The following is an 18,725-nucleotide window of genomic DNA, read 5'->3' on the forward strand; positions in this document are numbered from 1 at the left end:
TAACAACAATTACCATGAACATTGAATTAAAAAATATCAAGTATTACGAATCCTTTAGTGAAGAAACACTGGCTTTCAATGCCAATTTATACATTGAAGGCAAACGCGCGGGATTTGCAAAAAACGATGGTCGCGGAGGTGCTACCTATTATATGGGCGACAATAAAGAAGGACAGGAACTTATACGTCAGGCCGAGAATTATACCAAAACCCTGCCCGACAAACACTATCCCAAAGATGAATATATGGAAGCGTTTTCTATACCCATGAACCTTGAACATTATATAGACGACCTACTCACTGACTACCTGCGTAAAAAAGACATGGAGAAAATCCAGAAAAACGTCATTAAGGACATGGAGAAAGGTATTGTATTTGGCAACCCAATGATAATGCCTGGATCGTCCAGACGTTCAGCGTGCCGCTTAAAGATGTCTTGTCCCACCCTAAAGGCGCTGAGATCATAAGCAACTCCATAGCTAAGAATATATTCAAAGAACTAAAGGACGGCGTTAAGGTCTTAAATACAAACATCCCCGAAAGCATCTTAAAGCGGGCCGGGCTTTTCCAGGAACAATATGTAAAACCGTTGGTTCAGGACATTGGGCAGCAGGGAATGAAATCCGGCGAGGATGGTAACGAGCAAAATAATTCACGAGGCCGGGCAAGGTAGTTGAATGTATAAACTTTATTGCAGTTATAGTAAGGTAATCCTTACTATAACTTTTAATGATAGACGCAGAAAGGTCGTACATTTGACTATGACAAATTATAATGAAAACAGGTCGGAATTTGACGAAATATTTTCAGAATTAAGATACCATCCTAATGAGCATCTTACTCATAACCGTTTGCTGGCCTATAAAAATATACCGGAATATAAAGGCTTTGTATTTGAATATAACCGAAGTGGTTCAAGCGCTCCATTTTTAAGGGTCAATGGAAAAGAAATTGATCGGTATGAATTATCCTGTGACCTGGGTTTCTATGATGAAACAGGTAAGCATCTGGATTATAAACTACCAAACTTCACTATTGAACTATTTATAGTTAGAAAAGAACCGGAATATTCCGATAATCTGATAATTATGGGGATTGATGAACTCGCATTTTATCTGAATGTGCAAAGAAACGATGAAGCAAAAGCCACTTTTAATTTTCCCTCTCTTAGCCCATGTGAACTTTCATCTGATGGCTTTAATTATATAAGTGAAGGTCGCAGGATTCTTAATTCCTATTTTCCCACTTTACAAGGCCCCGCCCTGGATTTATATTTTGAAGATGAACTAAACGAAATATTTGCAGTTACAACTAACGCTTTGGCATTTTTATACAGGATTAAAGAACGAGTTTTTGAAGAAACAACCTTAATAAAAAGCCATAGGTACAGTTCCCAATTTAATATGTATCCCAGGTTTAACAACGGGATTTCAGAAGTAGCGGGAGGGCTATATAGTTTTTGGGAACGGATTGCGTTTGTTTTTAATGAGTTTTTTCCTCTAAGTCAGTCATCAAATCGGGTGCCCTCTTATCATCAATATTTCACTAAACAGGCAGAGAAAGCAGATATATCTTTAAAAACGGCAAGTTTCAATTGGTTTTTTGATAGATTAGACAATCAACATAAACGATTAGGAGAACTAAGACATCCTATGATACATTACAATAAGCATAGTAGCCCATCAGGAATGCGAAGTGCTGAATTGATTAAACAACTGCATAATAATTTAGACCCCGCTATTTTGCAGCAAACATGGGCTGAGGAACTCGAATTTTTAAAATCAGAGTTAGCAATATTATCAACGGGATTAGAGAAAATGCTTACGGTTATTGAAGAATGGGCAATTGTTTCTCCACGCCCCTTAAACAACCCTGTTTAATTTTTTGCCTTAGAAATATGTTGGGTTATAAATTTTTCCCACAACCCAATACATGACCACGCTAATGCTTTTAATTCGTATTTATACCCACCTGAAAGGATAATTATTTTGTTACGGTCATTCCCCCAAACTTTATGAAATGGCTCGTATTCACGAATTATAGTAAAGTCTCCATCAATGCTCGGGTTATTTAAATTGAAATGTTTTGTTCCGTTGCAAATATCCCTGCATAGTTGTAATTCCACATGCTGATTAATATACTCATTTAATAACTTGCTGGATATTGATGCATCGCAAGCAAGCCAATCTTTTAAGAAAAAGATATTCTGAAAACAAGCATATAAAATATCATGCTGCCCATCAATATTTGGATTTTCAAAATCACCTGGCTGTGTATCTTTAAATTTTTCATACCACCTAATCATTCGCCTGTATTGACTTTGCCACCCGCCATTTTTATGAACACTTGGTAAAAACGACCCAATTCCCATACTTTACAATTTAAAAAGATTACCAACTGATTGAATTTGTAGCATGATTAACAGTCTTAGCTTTTAAGTTACCTGTTTGATGAAAAGACTTTTTCCCGTCACCATTGATATAAACAGTAAGCTCATCCCTTAAAACACTCAATAGCTCTATATTCTCTTTTGTTATAAATTTATTATTGAATGCGAAATTTACGCCTTGTCCACCAAACGGTACACTTGGATAGTAAATAGCATCAATACTGCCGTCAGATCTGGAAAAAGCAATATTGCAATAAGCTGAGGTTACTAAGTAAGTATGGGGGTCTTTTTTAGCCGATTTTCTAAATTTTTCAAAAAGGTAATTATATTATGAGAATATTTGCTTCTCTAAATTCGCCGTCATATTCATTTAATATGCGATCTAAACCCTCACCATGATATTTGTCAAAAGGAGATTGGCGTTGTTCTGGATAAGGAGAAGTAATGATAACAGCAGAAAACGGACACTTAATTAACCATCTCCCAATAGTCGCGTATAGTTTTTCTCCGATTTCTCTATTATCAGCCCAATATTCTGCTAATTCAATATAGGAGGTCGGACGATTTTCGGCACAATAAAATTTTGACTGGTAGGGTCTGTTGCAGCGGGCAAATGACTTTATAACTTCATGTGGAGGGAGGGCTATGTCACTAATTTTCTCATATAGATTAGATTCAAAACTTGTCCTGGCCCTAAAGACCTCAATTCCTTTTTCAATTTTAAATACGAAGACGGGTAGTTTTTTAATCGTCATATATGCTAAAAATGCCCGTTCATAGGCATATTCACCAGAAGGATTGATAGCTTCAAGCAATGCAATAGCGTTTTTTACATTTTCAACAGTCATGTCTTTATTTTTCGAGAGTGTAATATACAGCATTCCATCTAACGGAGGGTAAGAGCAGCGACTTTATCCTATGAAAGTACATGCTGGATATATTCTTGATGGCAGGGCGAAAGGAAACCGCTAATTCCTGCGCAGCTTAAAAAAAACCGTAACAAATACGTAACGGAGCAAAATTTCGCGGTTCCAAAAAAAGTGATTATATTGCCCCTGTAAGTCAGAAACGCATAATTTCCCTCAAAAAAGGGCGGTTAGAGTAGAAGACTCATAATCTTTTGGTCCCTGGTTCGAGCCCAGGTGGGCGCACGGAAAGAGCCTTAAAAAGCTTCAAAAGCCTGTAAATTGATTGATTTACAGGCTTTTTCATTTTTTTTGATATCAAGATAAATCAAACTTTCGCAAGGTTTCCAATACCTATTCCGTAACCTGTTCTCATTTTTTACCTTCGAGGTATTGAAAAGTGGTGTAATTGACTGTAAAGCAGAATATTACGAATCTCAGAAGATGCTATTTTCTGACGTTTTTTGACCCATTTTCAGTGCTAAAATCCGAAGGTTTCAATACCTAATTGAGTTAAAATTGATCAAAATGAAGAAAGGTCGGCGAAAATGAAGACGGTAAACACATTCGGAATCCAGTTTATTATCCGTCAGGATAAGCTGAAAGACGGCAAGGCTCCAATCTATGCAAGGATCACGGTTAACGGTGAAATTATCCATTTCGCCCTGAAGCAATGGATAAATGCAGCTTGTTGGGATCAGCGCAGAGGTATAGGAAAAGGAAAGGCAGAATCAATTAAGATGACTAATAACGGATTGGAGCAGGTACGTATGGCACTTGGTCGCTGCTACCAGGAATTGCAGCTGAAGGGCGGTCTTGTTACAGCATCTGCTGTTAAAGATGCCTTCCTTGGAACCGATAGTGAGGAACCCAATACACTCAGTCGGTTAGTTGAATATCACAATGAACAGGCGAAATACGAACTGGAATGGAGTACGCTGAAACATTATTATGTCACGCAGCGCTATCTGACCCGATTCCTGGAAGCCAAATTCCGTAAGAGGAATATCTTGCTGCGTGAGATCAACTATAAGTTTATTGCCGATTTTGAAACGTTCCTCCGGGCGCACAAGCCGAACGATCATCAGAAGCCGATGAATAACAATGGCGTAATGAAGCACCTTATCCGCTTACGAAAAATGACCAATCTGGCGCTTCGGCTTGAATGGATCACTTCCGATCCGTTTAAGAATTACAAGATCCGGCATCAAAAGGTGGATAAGGATTATCTTACGCAGTTTGAGCTGGAGGCGATGGAGAAAAAAGAATTCGATATCGAACGGCTTGCTATCGTAAGAGATCTGTTCGTTTTCTGTTGTTATACCGGGCTTGCTTATGTAGATGTGATGAAATTGACAGCTAGTCATATCGTCCGGGGGATTGACGGCGAGGACTGGATCAAGATCCTCAGGCAGAAAACGAATATTCCGGTCAATACGCCAATTCTGCCCCAGGCTAAACAGATCATGGAAAAATATCAGGATCATTACCGGTCTGCAAAACTTGATACTATATTTCCGGTGTTCTCGAATCAAAAAGTGAATAGCTATCTGAAAGAGATCGCTGACCTCTGTGGGATCAAAAAGACGTTGACGTTTCATATCGCCCGTCATACGTTTGCTACGACGGTAACACTATCTAACGGGGTGCCGATAGAAACTGTGAGTAAGATGCTGGGGCATACCAAGGTTGCTACCACTCAGATTTATGCAAGGGTTTTAGAACAGAAAATCAGTGATGATATGAGGCGTTTAAGGAAGAAACTGGTTGGTGATCATTAGGCTAGCGCAGTAGAACACTGATATCAAACATACTAGTGCTTGATGTGTGTATTATCAGGCTCAACCAGTTAGACAGTTCTCCAACTAATTGGTTGAGAAATAATGGGCTGGAAAACTTAATAAATAACGAATTTTCTATATTTATTATTACTATAGCGATTACAATATGCTGGATTTTCAATGAGCTTTTATGACTCTTACTAAACGCATTTCCAATAAGTATACAGGCCGAACGACTCGGTTGACGTTGTAGGTCCGACCCACAAACGAGCATTTAAGAAGTATCGCTGATTGTCGCTATGGATTCTTTATACCGTTTTTAACTGCTTCGTAAATTTCCCAGGTGTCAATCTCTTTTGCAGTTGTCGGATAAACTGATCCTGTATGTGTACCAACCGCATTGATCTTTTCCAGGATATAGGGCACCAAGCTTTTGTGAATGTTGATGCATTTGCAAAACCGGAAATCCGAAGGTTCGTCTTGTTTCCTTGCCTTTTCATATTCGGCTGCGGCTACCATTTCCAATGGCATGGTTGCACTAGCGTTCCAAGTAAACGCGCCGTGCTGACTAATGATATTTTGACTGTTTATCAGCGAAAAGATCAATCCCGAATCCGGGTTATCATCGCTAAAATATGCCTGCGGTATGTGCATCATTTTTTCCATGGGCACCATATTCAATATGAAACCGGTACCAGGAATTTTACTATGATCGAAAAAGCTGCGGTCAGAAAATTTATTTCTTGCCGTTTCTCGTATTTCTGCGTCAGGGATCGCGTTAATCAAGTTATCTAAGATATCCTTACTCACATTATCTAAACTATCACTTAACAAACCCCTCATGCTACCGCCTTCAAAATAGGACTTCTCCAGATAATATAAGCTGATGTGCTCATCAATCTCCCGTCCTTTGCATGAATAATCTATCCCATCCACTGCGAAAAACAGGCCGGTTGGAAAATGAAAGGTCCAATCCATCAATGGTGTCGGACAACCATGATGTTGTAGAAAGCCCAGTATCCCGATATCATTAGCGGTATCCTCATGGGTTTTACTGTAATCGGAAATTAACAATGTCAAATTTCAGAAAATAAGGATGTACAGAAAACGGAAAATAAGAATGTACAAAATTCAGTAAATCGGAAAATAAGGATGCATGATGAATTCTGATTGGGGGCATGCCCCCAATCAGAAAAACGCCACTTTCGCGGCAGATTTAACTTTTAATTAACTGCCCAAAGATGGACAAAAAAACCATTAGTAATTGGATCATGTATCATCAAATCAGAAAAATGCACGCAGAAGGGTCCACCTTCTCACAAATTGCTTCATTGCTGGGCCTGGACCGCAGAACGGTAAAGAAGTACTACCGGATGGATGAGCAATTGTATGAAAGTTTTCTTAGTGGAAAAGAGGAGCGTAGTAAGTTGCTGTCCCCCTATGAGGGATTCGTAAAGGAGAAGCTGGAGGCCCTTCCTTCAGCAAGCACCGCCCAGGTCCATGACTGGCTGAAGGAACATCATTCCGAATTTCCGCCTACCAGCCCCCGTACTGTTTATAATTTTGTGATGTGGGTGCGCCAGAAGTACCGGATCATGACGGAAGAACGGACCAGGGATTATATGCGGGTGGAAGAACTGCCCTATGGAGCTCAGGGCCAGGCCGATTTCGGTCAGTATACCCTGCGCAGTGCCGAAGGCCGGAAGAAAGTCTGGTTCTTCAGCCTGGTACTCTCTGCCAGCCGTTATAAGTATGTCCACTTCTCGGACCGGCCATTCACAACCGGGACAGCCATAGAAGCCCACGAGGCAGCATTCCGGTTCCTGGGAGGAATCCCCAAAGAGCTGGTTTATGATCAGGACCGGTTATTTCTAGTTGATGAAAACCTGGGGGAACTACTGCTGACCAAAGAGTTTAAAACATATGTGTTTGAGCGCGACTATCAAATCTATTTCTGCCGCAAAGCAGATCCCCAGAGTAAAGGAAAGATTGAGAATGTGATCGGCTATATCAAGAAGAACTTCCTTTACGGTCGTCTTTACCATGATATAGAAGTCCTGCAGTCCCAGGTGCTGGCCTGGCTTGCCCGGACCGGCAACGCCATGGTACACGGAACCACAAAAAAGGTCCCTATGCAGGAGTGGGAACAGGAAAAAGCGCATCTGAGTAGCTGGGCCCCTATTGGCCTGATGCCGGACTATATTGTATCTGCTGTGCTAAAGGACAATATGTTCAATTATAAGGGGAACAGTTACTCGGTCCCCTGCGGTACCTATAAGGGAAAAGGAACGTATCTCAACCTTCGCCTGGAAGAGGGGGACGTACTGGCTGTTTATAATCAGCAGGAGGAACTGCTATGCCACCATGAACTCTATTCAGGACGGGGAAAGACTGTGATCAATACCGATCATAAAAGGGACAAAAGTGGTAAAGTCCGTGACCTGATCCATCAGACTGCCGCTCTTTTTTCAGACAGGCAGCAGGCACTGGTGTTTTTGGAAAAGATCCGGGAGCAAAAACCCCGTTACGCCCGCGATCAGGTGCAGGCTATCCGGGATGCCATAAGCGGCAGTGATGGGCCTATGAAGGACACCGCTTTGGATACCTGCATGGTAAGGAGCTTGTTTGACGCCACTGCTTTTAAAGAAATACTCCGCCAGCTCACCGAGCTGGCCCTTCAGCCTACCAGCAGGGAGGCCATGATCAAACTCCTTGATCCGGCTAATCTGAAGAAAGCAGAGATCAGGCCTAAAGGAAGCGATATCAGGGTTTATGAAAACTTATTTAATACACGATTATAATCACACAATGGAAACACTGGAAACGATCAAAAAACAATGTCAGTTACTGCGCCTGGGCGCAGTAACCGGAAAGGTGGAAGCACTGGCAGACCGTGCCGCTGCCGAAGGCCTCAGCTACCTGGAATTCATCAGGCAACTGCTGGACAGCGAACTGGAGGACCGCCGCAGACGCGATCAGCAGCGCAGGGAGAAAGCCGCCTGCCTGCCTTTAAACCACCATCTGGAGCAGTACGATAGTTCCAGGGAAGAGCGCCTTCCCAAAGCCAGGCTGGAGCAGCTTAAAGAACTGACATGGCTGGACCAGAACTACAACATCATCCTGATGGGCCCCAGCGGTACCGGCAAAACGATGCTCTCGGCAGGCTTATGTTATCACGCAGTGAAGAACGGCTACCGGGCTTATTTCCGTACCATGGAGCAGTTAATGACCATACTGAGGACGAAAGATATTGCTACGGTTGCAAGAGCCGACTACGCCCGGTTAACCAGAGCGCAACTGATCGTTATCGACGATATGATGATGATCTCTCAGAACAAGATGGAGGCCAACGCCTTCTTTCACTTCATTAACACCCTGCACGAGAAGACCTCTTTTATTATTACCACCAATAAGTCTCCCAAACAATGGGTGGAAATACTGGGCGACGAAGTCATTACCACGGCACTTTTAGACCGCTTGCTGTACCGCTGCGAGATCATACAGCTGGCTGGAGAAAGCTACAGAATGCAGAATAGAAAATCAATTTTTGAAACTATAGGTTAAGGTCTTACCTTTGCTTTAAATCGACATCCTTATTTGCCGATTTGCTTAGCCCTGATGTACATCCTTATTTACCGAAACATGTACATTGCTATTTTCCGGTGACAGTTTTACCTAAAGTCGCTTGTATTTGCTCTAAGAAGCGTTCTCTGCCCAATGAAATCATCTGCTCCAAGAGCGAACGATAGGAAAGATCGTAATTGAATATTCCATCGTTAATCCATTGGCGCTGAGCTTTATTGTATAAGCGCCATTTAGCCTCCCTCTGCCCGCGAAACACAAAACCTTCTTTGTTATGGAAATCGGCGAAAAATTGATCGAACTGATCTTTTGTCTCTACATTTTGCTGCTCAAAAAACAACCCTTTTTGAATGAAGGAAATATACTCGGAAAGGTGTTCTTGGTCGAAATATGGCGGCGAAGTATGTATCTCTAATTGCCCCGTCATAAAGGCATTTAGTCGAGGTGTTATCGACTCGGGATCGGCATCGCCATACTTATCAAATCTGGTGTTGATGAAATCCTGCAAAAGTCCCGGATCAGGTATTCTTTTCACCCCGCCATTTTCAAGGAATTCCTTGGTTAGCTTTATCTTTAACGCTAAATTTTTTATTTCCCTTTTAGCCATAATTATTCAAAGCAATATAAAAAAGATCTTTGGAAGTCTACAGAACATTTGGGCGAATCTTTCTATTTTCAAGCAAGTAATGGAGGGGGCTAAAAAAAGCCTGTTGCTAAAGGTGTATTTTTGCAACCTGTAATTGTTTGAAGCTCTTTGGGTAGATTGAAGTTCAGTGTTTTGGATACGATTAAGAAAGTATTTTATTAATCGAAATACTATGGTTCCCTTATTTTCGACTTATTCATGCAGTAGTTTCGGCAAATTGTGAGTGACAATTAAATGTCAGGGCAGGTCCTTTGATAGCTAGGATACATCGATCAGCGTATGTAGGCTGATCTTCAATGTGAAAGGCTCAGTCCCTCGGTTCAGACGATAGGTTTAACAGGAAAATTTAATTCATTCCCATGATTTTTGCATATTTTTGAGGGGCCACAAATAACTCATGAGCGAGGAATTACTACAGAGAAACTTACTTGAAAGCCCTGGAAAAATAGGGATTTGGGATTTTTATAACATCGGCGCGACTTCAGTGAAAACGTTGAAGGAGTATGGGATAATAAGAAATGTAGATTACGGGGAGGTAGAGAAGAAGAAGATTGATGGGCTGATTGTTCAAAGGAAGAAAGTCATCGCAGTAATTGAATATAAGAAGCCATCTGAATTCAGAACTCTTTCGCAACAAGAAAAAGCAATAAAGCAAGAGATCCAGGTCGCTAAGAAGCTTGATAGCAAAATTATTATAGCTACGTAAGCATCCGACCGCCCCATCTATGTTATGAGAGTAAAAGTGGCGATTATTGCATTTGAGAAGGAGTCCAATTATTAGGCAGAAGTTCAAAAAGTTTATTTGCCTTGTGTTCTGGAATTCGCTCCAGGACGTCTTGCAGCCATTGCTGAGGATTAATCCCATGCATTTTGCAACTTCCCATGAAAGAATAGAGCATGGCAACCCGTTTAGCTCCTTCATGCGATCCTGCAAATAAATAGTTACGTCGTCCAATCGCTGAAGGTCTGACTGAGTTTTCTACAGCGTTATTGTCCGGTTGCAATCTTCCGTCCTGAAGATAGACCACCAATTTGTCCCAAAGTGTCAAGTTATAAGCAATAGCTTTTCCGATAGGACTTGAGGGTAATACCTGCTGGTAATTTTCCATCAGCCAGGATTTTAGTTCCTCCAGTACCGGCAGAGCGCTTTGCGTGCGAAGATCTTTGATCTGCTCAAAAGACAGTCCTTCATTTTTAGCTTGACGCTCCAAAGTATATAGCTTCTGGATTTGAGTCAATACATGATCAGCCCTGGAAGGGTCGTTGTTTCTACTCTCAGTGTATTTACGTCTCACATGCGCCCAGCAACAAAGTCTTTTGATGTCTTTGTTTTGTTCGAAGATGTCGTAAGCGGCATACCCGTCTGTGCTAAGATATCCTTTAAAGTCTTTTAGTATTTCAAGCGGACCTTCTCTGCCTCGTCCTGCCCGGTAATCAAACAGGACCAGCCCGGGCTGTGCCGATTGATACAACCAGTGGTAGCCTCTGGTTGTGCCTTCTTTTTTAGTTTTATCCAGTACTTTAATGGGAGTTTCATCCGCTTTGATGTAGTCACAGCTCAATACCGTCTTTACCAATGCCTGGTAAAGTGGTTCCAATAGTTTGCAGCAGGCAGTAATCCAATCGTTCATTGTAGAGGAAGGAATGTTGATACCTTCTCTTGAAAACTGTTGAAGCTGACGGTACACTGGCAAATGATTGACGAATTTGCTGATGATAATATAAGCTAGAAGCGCAGGACCTGCTATTCCTTTAGAAATAGGCCGTTCAGGTAATGGCGCGCATATCACTCCACCAGTTGTGGGATCTGCATATTTAGGACGAACATATTGTTTAACAAAGAGTTTACCCGGAGTGTATTCCAGCTCTTCGGTAATCTCTTCACCTATTTTTTTAAGTGTCTTAACGTCTATGCCTGCAGGCTCCAGAATAATTTGCTGACGAAGTAAACTGGCGGGCAAGGGTAACCTTCCCTGATGGTTCGATTCTTTTGGCTGCGAAAGTGTACGTGTATAGCTTACTTGCTGCTCTGTGTCTTGCTGCTGGACTAATGGCTCAGCAAACATGGACATTTGCTTGGGTGAGGTAGCGGGAACAAACCGTTCACTTTTGGTCCCAAAGATCATTTTCTTTAGCTGGGCCAGCTCGTGTTTGAGTTGTAAGTTCTCCAGGTCCTTAGATTGAAGGGCTTCCTGGTAACGCTTTTCATTGCGTTCAACAGTTTCAGCCAAATCATTGAATTTGGAAAGCAGGGTTTCCATACTAAGATTTGCCGTTGCTGTCATTACTGCTAAAATACGGCTTTTTAGCGTCTTAAACAAGCATTTGAGCGTCTATCAGGCTATCTTTTTCATTGAAAAACGCTTTCTTCTTTGTACACTTTTTAGATTTATTCCTTTAAGAATAAGCATAAGTTCATCACTGCTAATGGTAGTATGCTTAGTACCATCAGTAGCCTGCGGTACCTCAAAATTCCCACTCTCCAGGCGCTTATGATATAAGGCAAAACCATCGCCTTCAAAGTGAAGAAGTTTAATTTGACTGCGCTTTCGGTTTACAAAGATAAAAATATCACCAGTAGTAGGATCCTGACCCAACCGGGAGCGTACAATACCGCTTAGTGCATCAAAGCCACATCTGAAATCTGTAATACCCTGATAAAAGTAATAACGACAGGCAGAAGACAGGGCAAGCATTTAGCTCAACAGACTTTTTAATAGGGATACATCGGGTTGCTCAAAGAAGATCAGACGATTTCCATTACATCCAATTACCTCCAGAGAAGCAGCAGGTTTCTTGGCAGAAACCACTTTTACAGCAACAAATCCCTTTTCAGTATCGACACCCTGCTCTCTAATGCGGTACTTACTTAACCAATAATGGAAAATATGGGAAGCAATATTGTTTTGTTCACAATAGGATTTTTGGCTGAGACCGCTAGACTTCCACGCTTGAATATGCGGAAACATTTCGCTTTCCTGAGATACTGTTTTATTCATGCGATAAAGGTACCTCTAAGCATATTCCCGGCAAAGATGGGACGGCCGGACGCTTACATAGCTACTGACACAAAAGATACAATTTGGGTCAACGCTTTAACTGGAAATAGAATCTTAGATGAGGATGGAAAAGAAATCAAAACCCATTTCAATCCTCTGGACGAGCGTATCGTTCAATTAATTGAAAAGATTAATTATTCTATTAATGAGCTGAATGATAGCCTCAAACCAAAACAATTAGTTAATCCAACCGCCTTAGCTAAACAAATTTGGCAGGATATATGGTCAGTTAGCGGCGCCACGCCTGAGAATTGTCTATATACGTTCGTTGAGCTTTTTATTTTTAAATATTTGAGTGATTTAGATGTGCTCAAAGGACGTCATAATTTTTACAAGCTTATTGAGGATTTTAAAGACAATAACGCCGATGATTTATTAGAGGATTACGCTAAGTCGATAAGGCCTAAAATCAAGGATCTTTTTCCTGCTGGAAAGGATGGTACTACTATTATTAATGGTACAATATTCGTTAGCAAGGATCAAAAGGCAGTAAAAGGTTATAGTACTGTATTTAAAAAGGTGCTTTTAAGATTTTGTGATTACGGTAAACTTGAGCACATAGACTACGATTTTAAAAGTCAGCTTTTTGAAAGCTTTTTGAAAGAGAGCATCAGTAAAAAGAATTGGGGGCAATTTTTCACTCCGCTTAAGGTCGTAAGATCTATAGTTGAAATGGCAAAAGATGAAATAAAAGAGGGCGCCGTAATTTGCGATCCGGCATGTGGGGTGGGTAAGTTTCTGCTTGAACCAATTGTTACAAAATTGGATCAATACTTCACCGTCGAAAAAAATCTTTTGATTCCTAAAATAACAATTCATGGGTTCGACAAAGGCTTTGACAAGGATGAGCAAAAAACAATTATTCTTGCGAAAGCAAATATGCTAATTTACTTCTCGGATATTTTAAAGGAAAATTCGGGTCTTACACAGCAGTTCGCAAAACTTTTCAACGACAGTTTTACGTTAAAGACCAACTCAATACTGGGTACCTTATCAGAACCCGTTGAAAATACCTATGATTTGATCCTAACTAATCCCCCATATGTTACAAGTGGTAGTAGCAATTTAAAGGCAGAAATCAAAAAGGATGGGGAATTAGTTAACTACTATAAAGTTAATGCAATGGGTGTAGAGGGATTGTTCATGGAGTGGATAGTAAAGGCCCTAAAACCAAATGGTAAAGCAATCATTGTCGTGCCAGATGGAATTTTCAATAGACAAAACGATAAGAACCTTCGTAAGTTTATTATCGACGAGTGTTTTATTGACTCAATAATTTCATTGCCTTTAAAGACTTTTTTCACTACTCCGAAAAAAACGTATATTTTATCAATCACTAAAAAATCTAGGAAGAGTGATGTTCAAACGGCGCCTGTATTCACATACCTAGCCAGTGAGATAGGCGAAAGTAGGGACGTTTATAGATTTGATATTGAGCAAGATGATCTTGGGGAAGCGATCGCTCTTTATTCTTTCTTTAAAGGAAACAAAACTGGATTTGAGAAAATCAACAGCGATCCGAGATGTAAAATACAGCCATTTGCTAAATTTAATCCTGAAAATCACTGGTCGGTGGATAGATGGTGGACAAAAGAAGAGCAAATTGGTCTTGGCATTTTGGAGCAAGATGAAATCGTATCACTTAATAACTTAAGTGAGATTTTGTCAGATTTTTCGAATACACTTAATGAATACTCAAATTTATTAAATTCCGTCTCAGAAAAGGAATCTATTGATAGTGATTTTCAGGAGATTCAATTAGATGATAAAGCTTATTTTAACTTAAGCATAGGAAAAAGAGTACTTAAAAGGGATATTATAAAAATAAAAGGAGATATTCCTATTTATAGTGCAAACGTAAACGTTCCTGTCGGTTTTCATAATCAAAGCAATATCGAAGACTTTAATAACAATTTTGTCCTTTGGGGAATCGATGGTGACTTTGATTTTAACGCAATACCAAAGAATTCACCGTTTGTTTCAACTGACCACTGTGGAGTTATCAGAGTTATGACTGACGATATCTTGCCCGAATATTTATTGATACAGTTAGAAATCGGACGACATAAATATGGTTTTGATCGAGGCCTTAGAGCATCGCTTAGAAACATTAAGGAAGTTGCCATAAAGGTCCCATTCAACAAAGACGGGTCTATAAATATACCAAAGCAGAGGGAGATAATTGAAAAATATGAGTATGTAAAGGAATTGAAAGCAAAGATTGCCGATTACAAGAATTTAATTTCAGAACTTACTATAGATGTTGAAAAATAGCAGGTCTTTAAGATTATACGAAATCCGATTATATATAATCTATATGGGGATTGTCTATAAACGAGCACGGAGTCTTGCCGTCATTCAGCCAGCGGTTTAACCATAAGACAATGCACATTATGAAGCATAGGCAACTAAGTTTTATTACTTTCTTCGAGATATACGATACTGGAAAAACTTATTGTGGGGAGTTTTCCACATTCAATCTGCACTGGGCGCCAATGACAGTTCATATTACACTCCCAGATATACTTTGGCTCTTTAGCAACCGTTACTTCAGACATCATTAAATAATTGGATACTCTAAGGTGTCGATTATTCACCATATCCAAACGTTCCGTTTAATAGGGGTAGTTTCGTTTGAATGCAATAGCCTAATTCAGCAAGCTTGCCTTTTAGACACAAAACCATGCCAACGATCCAAGTCCATATCAATAAAATCGTTCAAAAACCTCGAGTCCGTAAATCCTACAATTATGTTTATTTTACTTCAGCAATCCAGCTATCCATGAAATCATTTGCTTTTTGTATATAATCGATCGCGTTCTGTTTGGTCTTAGTTTGTCCAGAGTGCCCCGCATCATTCCTTATCACTCGCAAATCCTGAATTAAGTCAATCCTCAGGTTTGTTGGGACATTGAATATCGTCATTAGTGAATTTGGCAGCAACGGGTTGCAAATGCTCCCTTTAACGAAATTTTCTAGCTGTGTTTGCATAGAACCAAGCATCCAAGGTCTTGGAGATGTGGTAGATAGAAAGATGCGCTTAAGTTCATTTTCAATTGCCCGGCCATATTGTATGATTACTGGAGAATAATCATCTGAGGTATCAATGTTTTCTAATAGGTACTGGCCTGATACTAGGTAAGTAACACTATTGGTCTGCAATTTCGAAGTGTCGAAGTAAACAGTTTATGGATTTTGCCAAAACGTTGAAAGATTATTCAGAAAAATTAGATGACTTGTTGATTAAGAAATTTCATCAATGGGAAAATTCTGACTGGAAAAATTCGTTAGGAAAACCTATCTTAAATTGGCAGACAGTTCTTGAGAAAAATTTGATTATGCTGGAGATTTCGCTACCTAAAGAAAACCAAACTGATTTCAAAATCCCAAATATTAAAAGACCTAAACTGGACTAAAATCTTTTATACTAACCAAGCTAAAATATGGTAGTCCAAATAAAATTTCATTACACTGAAAAAAGTAATAGCAAGATGTGTCTTTGTGGATACAAAATTTACATTTTATACCACTAAAGACTTTCTTGCCTTTTCTGCGAAAAGGGTAAAAAAACTTCGGAACTCGTTTTATAATTTTTAAGTCGCTCTGTTTTAAAGTGAAAATCGAATACATTTTTCGCCTCTTTTTATAACAAATTATTGCTGAAAAAAAATAACTACAGTGAATTAAATAAAAATAAAAAACTTGAAATAACCCGTTGTGCGGTTTGAGTAAAAGTAAATAAATGAAAAAAGAAGAAGGAATAAAGTTGTGCACGTTACTGATAAGCAGTAAATTAAGAAAGTATTCTACATTTTCTTACATGCACAACTTAAAGACCAATTTCGATAAGATTCTTGAGATTAGCAAACTTGCTTTGACAGAATATATGTTAGCGGATGGCAACTTCTTCAAGTACAGGAATTTGCCAAAACTGTCAGATATAGAGATAGTTGCTTTGTCTATTACTTCCGAAGCACTGGGTATTGACTCGGAAAACCTGCTGTTTTCTAAACTTAGAACAGAATATAGCGGGGAGTTTCCTAATTTAATAGACCGGTCTAATTACAACAGAAGACGAAAGAGACTTCAGGATTATATTGCCCTGGTGGCTCAACCTATATCGGAAATAATCAATCCCGATAACCACCAGTTTATTATAGATTCGGTACCTGTTCCTATTTGTCAGAATGTAAGGATTTCCAGGACCAGCATATGCAGAGAAGATTTGCATGTACAACCTTCCAGAGGGTATCATGCATCTCACAGGCTGCATTATTACGGGTTCAAAATGCAACTGATTATTTCGAAAGCCGGTGTTCCGGTATCAATGGGAATAACGGCTGCTAATGTACATGATGTACACTATCTCAGCCAGCTTGAAAATCTGGAACTAAATGAATGTGAATTAATTGCAGATAAAGGATATTTATCCCTGCCCTATCAAACCACTCTTTTTGAACAGGACAGGATTCGGTTAATCACCCCTTTAAGGAATAATATGAAGAAAAGAACAACGCTCTGGAATCCTTCTTACCGATACGTCCGAAAGCGAGTGGAAACGCTGTTTTCTCAGCTTTGCGACCACCTTTACATCAAAAGGAATTATGCAAAATCGCTCAGCGGGCTCTTCACAAGGATGTGTTCAAAGATAAGTGGCGTAGCCGTTCTGCAGTTGATCAATTTCAAAAACAACAAACCCATTAATCACTTAAAACATGCCCTTGCCGCTTAAACCGCACAACGGGTTGAAATAATTTCGATTTTGTTCAAATTCTGAAGCCGTATTTTTGAACACGTCATAATAATTTCCAAATATTAGCAAAATAAAAATGAACGTTCATTCTTTTTTTTTGTATATTTGCACTATCAAACTAGATAAAAGAAGAAAATGAAACAGTTATTTTGGACCGTATTAAAAATTATTTTGGCACTCTTCATGATTTATGGTGGCGTACAGCATTTTATAAAACCCGATTTTTACATTCCATTTGTCCCTTCGTTTTTGCCATATCCAATGGCTATAATCTATATCTCCGGTATCATTGAAATTGCTTTAGGTTCGGCAATGTTATTATACAAAAAATACGCTAAATTTGGTGCTTTGGGCGTTCTGGTTTTAATGATCTTGTTTTTACCAATCCACATCTGGGACGTGTTTTCCGAAACGCCAGCGATTGGCAGTCATAAGGCCGCCTTGATTAGACTACCGGTCCAATTTGTACTAATTGCTTTGTCATGGAAAGTATACAGTATATTATCTATTAAAAAAAATAATGAATATTCAAATTATTAAGAAAGAAAAAATAACGGATAAAAAAAGTGCCCTACTGAGCGCTACTCTAACGTTGGTGAATGATCATGGCTTTCATGATGCTCCAATGTCCAAAATTGCAAAACTTGCGGGAGTGGCACCGGCCACCATCTATCTTTATTTCGAAAATAAACAAAATCTGATCAATACCCTTTACCTTGAAGTAAAGGCTTCTTTTAATAAATTCGCGTTTAATGGCTACCATGAGGACATGCCTGTTAAAAAAGGTTTCGAAATAATATGGTACAATGTTGCTGATTATAAATTAAATCAAATAAAAGAGGCTTCATTTTTATCTCAATGTGATAATACGCCTATGATAGACGAAGAAATCAGGAAAGAAGGATTAAAACATTTGCAACCCCTACTTGATTTATGGGAAAAAGGAAAAGAGGAAGGTATTATAAAGCCTCTTTCAATCTTTGTTCTCTACTCTTATGCAATATATCCTTTGTCTTTTCTCATGGCCATGCAGGATAGAAACCTGTACACTTTGGACAAAAAGGTATTAGATGAAACTTTTCGAGCTGCCTGGGATGCCATAAAATTGTGATATTTTTTTGTTCAAAATAAAGAATGAACGTTCGTTAATAATATATAGATTTAAAAATTAAAAATATAAAATGATGAAAAAATTATATACAGCTAATGCAACTGCAACTGGCGGTCGTGAAGGACGTACCAAATCAGATGATGGGGTATTGGATTTTAAAATAGAGATCCCGAAAGAAATGGGAGGCAAAGGTGGTGCCTATACCAACCCGGAACAACTTTTTGCAGCAGGCTATGCAGCTTGCTTTGATAGTGCACTGAACCTTGTTGCCCGCAATCAGAAAATTAAACTCAAAGATACTTCAGTAACGGCGTCTGTCAGTATCGGTCAAAATAGTGAAGGTGGTTTTTCGCTAGCCGTTGATCTTGCCGTAAGCATCCCTGAAATAGAACGTGAAACCGCACAAAAATTACTTGAAACCGCGCATCAAGTTTGTCCTTATTCCAATGCGACAAGGGGCAACATAGAAGTCAATTTAAATTTATTATAAAACCTAAGA

20 protein-coding genes and 1 tRNA gene are annotated in these 18,725 nt (G+C 39.5%); 14 read left to right on the forward strand and 7 right to left on the reverse strand.

Features of this window, described 5'->3' with window-relative positions:
- Positions 1-14 precede the first annotated feature (14 nt).
- The 3 genes from BDE36_RS06375 to BDE36_RS06385 all read left to right on the forward strand — a co-directional run bounded on the left by BDE36_RS06375 (position 15) and on the right by BDE36_RS06385 (position 1,880).
- Positions 15-467, forward strand: coding sequence for a hypothetical protein (locus BDE36_RS06375; protein ID WP_141814191.1), 453 nt, complete (start codon positions 15-17; stop codon positions 465-467).
- Positions 437-673 carry a hypothetical protein gene (locus BDE36_RS06380; protein WP_141814192.1) on the forward strand — a complete coding sequence of 79 codons (237 nt, stop codon included), beginning with the start codon at positions 437-439 and terminating at the stop codon, positions 671-673. Before BDE36_RS06375 ends, BDE36_RS06380 begins: the two co-directional genes overlap by 31 nt.
- 88 nt (positions 674-761) lie before the next feature.
- Positions 762-1,880, forward strand: coding sequence for a hypothetical protein (locus BDE36_RS06385; RefSeq protein WP_141814193.1), 1,119 nt, complete (start codon positions 762-764; stop codon positions 1,878-1,880).
- Here the strand turns inward: BDE36_RS06385 and BDE36_RS06390 are convergent.
- Together BDE36_RS06390 and BDE36_RS06395 are read right to left on the reverse strand one after the other, a co-directional pair.
- Positions 1,877-2,371, reverse strand: a complete 495-nt coding sequence (locus BDE36_RS06390) for a hypothetical protein (RefSeq protein WP_141814194.1) — start codon at positions 2,369-2,371, stop codon at positions 1,877-1,879. The genes BDE36_RS06385 and BDE36_RS06390 overlap by 4 nt on opposite strands.
- 341 nt (positions 2,372-2,712) lie before the next feature.
- Complete coding sequence (locus tag BDE36_RS06395) at positions 2,713-3,237, reverse strand: hypothetical protein (RefSeq protein ID WP_141814195.1); 525 nt, start codon at positions 3,235-3,237, stop codon at positions 2,713-2,715.
- Positions 3,238-3,440: 203 nt separating this feature from the next.
- On the opposite strand from BDE36_RS06395, the gene BDE36_RS06400 reads away from it, so the two are divergent.
- Positions 3,441-3,540, forward strand: a tRNA-Met gene (locus tag BDE36_RS06400).
- Positions 3,541-3,842: 302 nt separating this feature from the next.
- On the forward strand, positions 3,843-5,075 hold the full coding sequence (locus tag BDE36_RS06405; protein WP_141814196.1) for a site-specific integrase: 1,233 nt from the start codon (positions 3,843-3,845) through the stop codon (positions 5,073-5,075).
- Between the two features lie 297 nt (positions 5,076-5,372).
- On the opposite strand, the gene BDE36_RS06410 is transcribed toward BDE36_RS06405, so the two are convergent.
- Positions 5,373-6,155, reverse strand: a complete 783-nt coding sequence (locus BDE36_RS06410; RefSeq protein WP_141814197.1) for an FRG domain-containing protein — start codon at positions 6,153-6,155, stop codon at positions 5,373-5,375.
- A 161-nt stretch (positions 6,156-6,316) separates the two neighbouring features.
- Between BDE36_RS06410 and istA the strand changes: the two genes are divergently transcribed.
- The gene (gene istA / locus BDE36_RS06415) at positions 6,317-7,876 is read left to right on the forward strand and encodes an IS21 family transposase (protein ID WP_141814198.1); all 1,560 of its coding nucleotides are present in this window, start codon (positions 6,317-6,319) and stop codon (positions 7,874-7,876) included.
- Between the two features lie 7 nt (positions 7,877-7,883).
- On the forward strand, positions 7,884-8,639 hold the full coding sequence (gene istB, locus BDE36_RS06420; protein WP_141814199.1) for an IS21-like element helper ATPase IstB: 756 nt from the start codon (positions 7,884-7,886) through the stop codon (positions 8,637-8,639).
- Positions 8,640-8,727: 88 nt separating this feature from the next.
- On the opposite strand, the gene BDE36_RS06425 is transcribed toward istB, so the two are convergent.
- Complete coding sequence (locus tag BDE36_RS06425) at positions 8,728-9,264, reverse strand: hypothetical protein (protein ID WP_141814200.1); 537 nt, start codon at positions 9,262-9,264, stop codon at positions 8,728-8,730.
- 436 nt (positions 9,265-9,700) lie between these two features.
- Here BDE36_RS06425 and BDE36_RS06430 point away from each other — a divergent pair, with 436 nt between their 5' ends.
- Positions 9,701-10,009, forward strand: a complete 309-nt coding sequence (locus BDE36_RS06430) for a hypothetical protein (RefSeq protein ID WP_141814201.1) — start codon at positions 9,701-9,703, stop codon at positions 10,007-10,009.
- 43 nt (positions 10,010-10,052) lie between these two features.
- Here the strand turns inward: BDE36_RS06430 and tnpC are convergent, their stop codons facing one another.
- From tnpC to tnpA, 3 genes are read right to left on the reverse strand one after another with little or no spacing between them, the layout of a single operon-like run.
- Positions 10,053-11,588, reverse strand: a complete 1,536-nt coding sequence (gene tnpC, locus BDE36_RS06435; RefSeq protein ID WP_141813418.1) for an IS66 family transposase — start codon at positions 11,586-11,588, stop codon at positions 10,053-10,055.
- Between the two features lie 51 nt (positions 11,589-11,639).
- Positions 11,640-11,999 carry an IS66 family insertion sequence element accessory protein TnpB gene (gene tnpB, locus BDE36_RS06440; protein WP_141813417.1) on the reverse strand — a complete coding sequence of 120 codons (360 nt, stop codon included), beginning with the start codon at positions 11,997-11,999 and terminating at the stop codon, positions 11,640-11,642.
- Entirely contained in the window at positions 12,000-12,302 is a 303-nt protein-coding gene (gene tnpA, locus BDE36_RS23605) for an IS66 family insertion sequence element accessory protein TnpA (protein WP_141813416.1), read from the reverse strand.
- A 36-nt stretch (positions 12,303-12,338) separates the two neighbouring features.
- On the opposite strand from tnpA, the gene BDE36_RS06445 reads away from it, so the two are divergent.
- The 6 genes from BDE36_RS06445 to BDE36_RS06470 all read left to right on the forward strand — a co-directional run bounded on the left by BDE36_RS06445 (position 12,339) and on the right by BDE36_RS06470 (position 18,716).
- A complete protein-coding gene (locus BDE36_RS06445; protein ID WP_161987558.1) occupies positions 12,339-14,636 on the forward strand; it encodes an N-6 DNA methylase in 2,298 nt (765 codons plus the stop codon).
- Between the two features lie 914 nt (positions 14,637-15,550).
- Entirely contained in the window at positions 15,551-15,778 is a 228-nt protein-coding gene (locus tag BDE36_RS06450; RefSeq protein ID WP_141814203.1) for a hypothetical protein, read from the forward strand.
- Between the two features lie 404 nt (positions 15,779-16,182).
- Positions 16,183-17,094: an IS982 family transposase gene (locus BDE36_RS06455; protein WP_420837438.1), complete on the forward strand. Its 912-nt coding sequence runs from the start codon at positions 16,183-16,185 to the stop codon at positions 17,092-17,094.
- A gap of 156 nt (positions 17,095-17,250) precedes the next feature.
- Positions 17,251-17,655: a DoxX family protein gene (locus BDE36_RS06460; RefSeq protein ID WP_141814205.1), complete on the forward strand. Its 405-nt coding sequence runs from the start codon at positions 17,251-17,253 to the stop codon at positions 17,653-17,655.
- A complete protein-coding gene (locus BDE36_RS06465; RefSeq protein WP_161987559.1) occupies positions 17,636-18,226 on the forward strand; it encodes a TetR/AcrR family transcriptional regulator in 591 nt (196 codons plus the stop codon). Before BDE36_RS06460 ends, BDE36_RS06465 begins: the two co-directional genes overlap by 20 nt.
- A 70-nt stretch (positions 18,227-18,296) precedes the next feature.
- A complete protein-coding gene (locus BDE36_RS06470) occupies positions 18,297-18,716 on the forward strand; it encodes an organic hydroperoxide resistance protein (RefSeq protein WP_317132935.1) in 420 nt (139 codons plus the stop codon).
- The last annotated feature ends 9 nt before the right edge of the window (positions 18,717-18,725 follow it).

This window comes from Arcticibacter tournemirensis (assembly GCF_006716645.1).
Taxonomy (GTDB): domain Bacteria; phylum Bacteroidota; class Bacteroidia; order Sphingobacteriales; family Sphingobacteriaceae; genus Arcticibacter; species Arcticibacter tournemirensis.

What these genes read in the sequence shown, in the direction of transcription:
- BDE36_RS06470 (WP_317132935.1), top strand. Translation starts at nt 18,297, where the DNA reads ATGATGAAAAAATTATATACAGCTAATGCAACTGCAACTGGCGGTCGT.
- BDE36_RS06405 (WP_141814196.1), top strand. Translation starts at nt 3,843, where the DNA reads ATGAAGACGGTAAACACATTCGGAATCCAGTTTATTATCCGTCAGGAT.
- istA (WP_141814198.1), top strand. Translation starts at nt 6,317, where the DNA reads ATGGACAAAAAAACCATTAGTAATTGGATCATGTATCATCAAATCAGA.
- BDE36_RS06430 (WP_141814201.1), top strand. Translation starts at nt 9,701, where the DNA reads ATGAGCGAGGAATTACTACAGAGAAACTTACTTGAAAGCCCTGGAAAA.
- BDE36_RS06455 (WP_420837438.1), top strand. Translation starts at nt 16,183, where the DNA reads ATGCACAACTTAAAGACCAATTTCGATAAGATTCTTGAGATTAGCAAA.
- tnpB (WP_141813417.1), bottom strand. Translation starts at nt 11,999, where the DNA reads ATGCTTGCCCTGTCTTCTGCCTGTCGTTATTACTTTTATCAGGGTATT.
- BDE36_RS06460 (WP_141814205.1), top strand. Translation starts at nt 17,251, where the DNA reads ATGAAACAGTTATTTTGGACCGTATTAAAAATTATTTTGGCACTCTTC.
- tnpC (WP_141813418.1), bottom strand. Translation starts at nt 11,588, where the DNA reads ATGACAGCAACGGCAAATCTTAGTATGGAAACCCTGCTTTCCAAATTC.
- tnpA (WP_141813416.1), bottom strand. Translation starts at nt 12,302, where the DNA reads ATGAATAAAACAGTATCTCAGGAAAGCGAAATGTTTCCGCATATTCAA.
- BDE36_RS06390 (WP_141814194.1), bottom strand. Translation starts at nt 2,371, where the DNA reads ATGGGAATTGGGTCGTTTTTACCAAGTGTTCATAAAAATGGCGGGTGG.
- istB (WP_141814199.1), top strand. Translation starts at nt 7,884, where the DNA reads ATGGAAACACTGGAAACGATCAAAAAACAATGTCAGTTACTGCGCCTG.
- BDE36_RS06395 (WP_141814195.1), bottom strand. Translation starts at nt 3,237, where the DNA reads ATGACTGTTGAAAATGTAAAAAACGCTATTGCATTGCTTGAAGCTATC.
- BDE36_RS06450 (WP_141814203.1), top strand. Translation starts at nt 15,551, where the DNA reads ATGGATTTTGCCAAAACGTTGAAAGATTATTCAGAAAAATTAGATGAC.
- BDE36_RS06465 (WP_161987559.1), top strand. Translation starts at nt 17,636, where the DNA reads ATGAATATTCAAATTATTAAGAAAGAAAAAATAACGGATAAAAAAAGT.
- BDE36_RS06445 (WP_161987558.1), top strand. Translation starts at nt 12,339, where the DNA reads ATGGGACGGCCGGACGCTTACATAGCTACTGACACAAAAGATACAATT.
- BDE36_RS06425 (WP_141814200.1), bottom strand. Translation starts at nt 9,264, where the DNA reads ATGGCTAAAAGGGAAATAAAAAATTTAGCGTTAAAGATAAAGCTAACC.
- BDE36_RS06385 (WP_141814193.1), top strand. Translation starts at nt 762, where the DNA reads ATGACAAATTATAATGAAAACAGGTCGGAATTTGACGAAATATTTTCA.
- BDE36_RS06375 (WP_141814191.1), top strand. Translation starts at nt 15, where the DNA reads ATGAACATTGAATTAAAAAATATCAAGTATTACGAATCCTTTAGTGAA.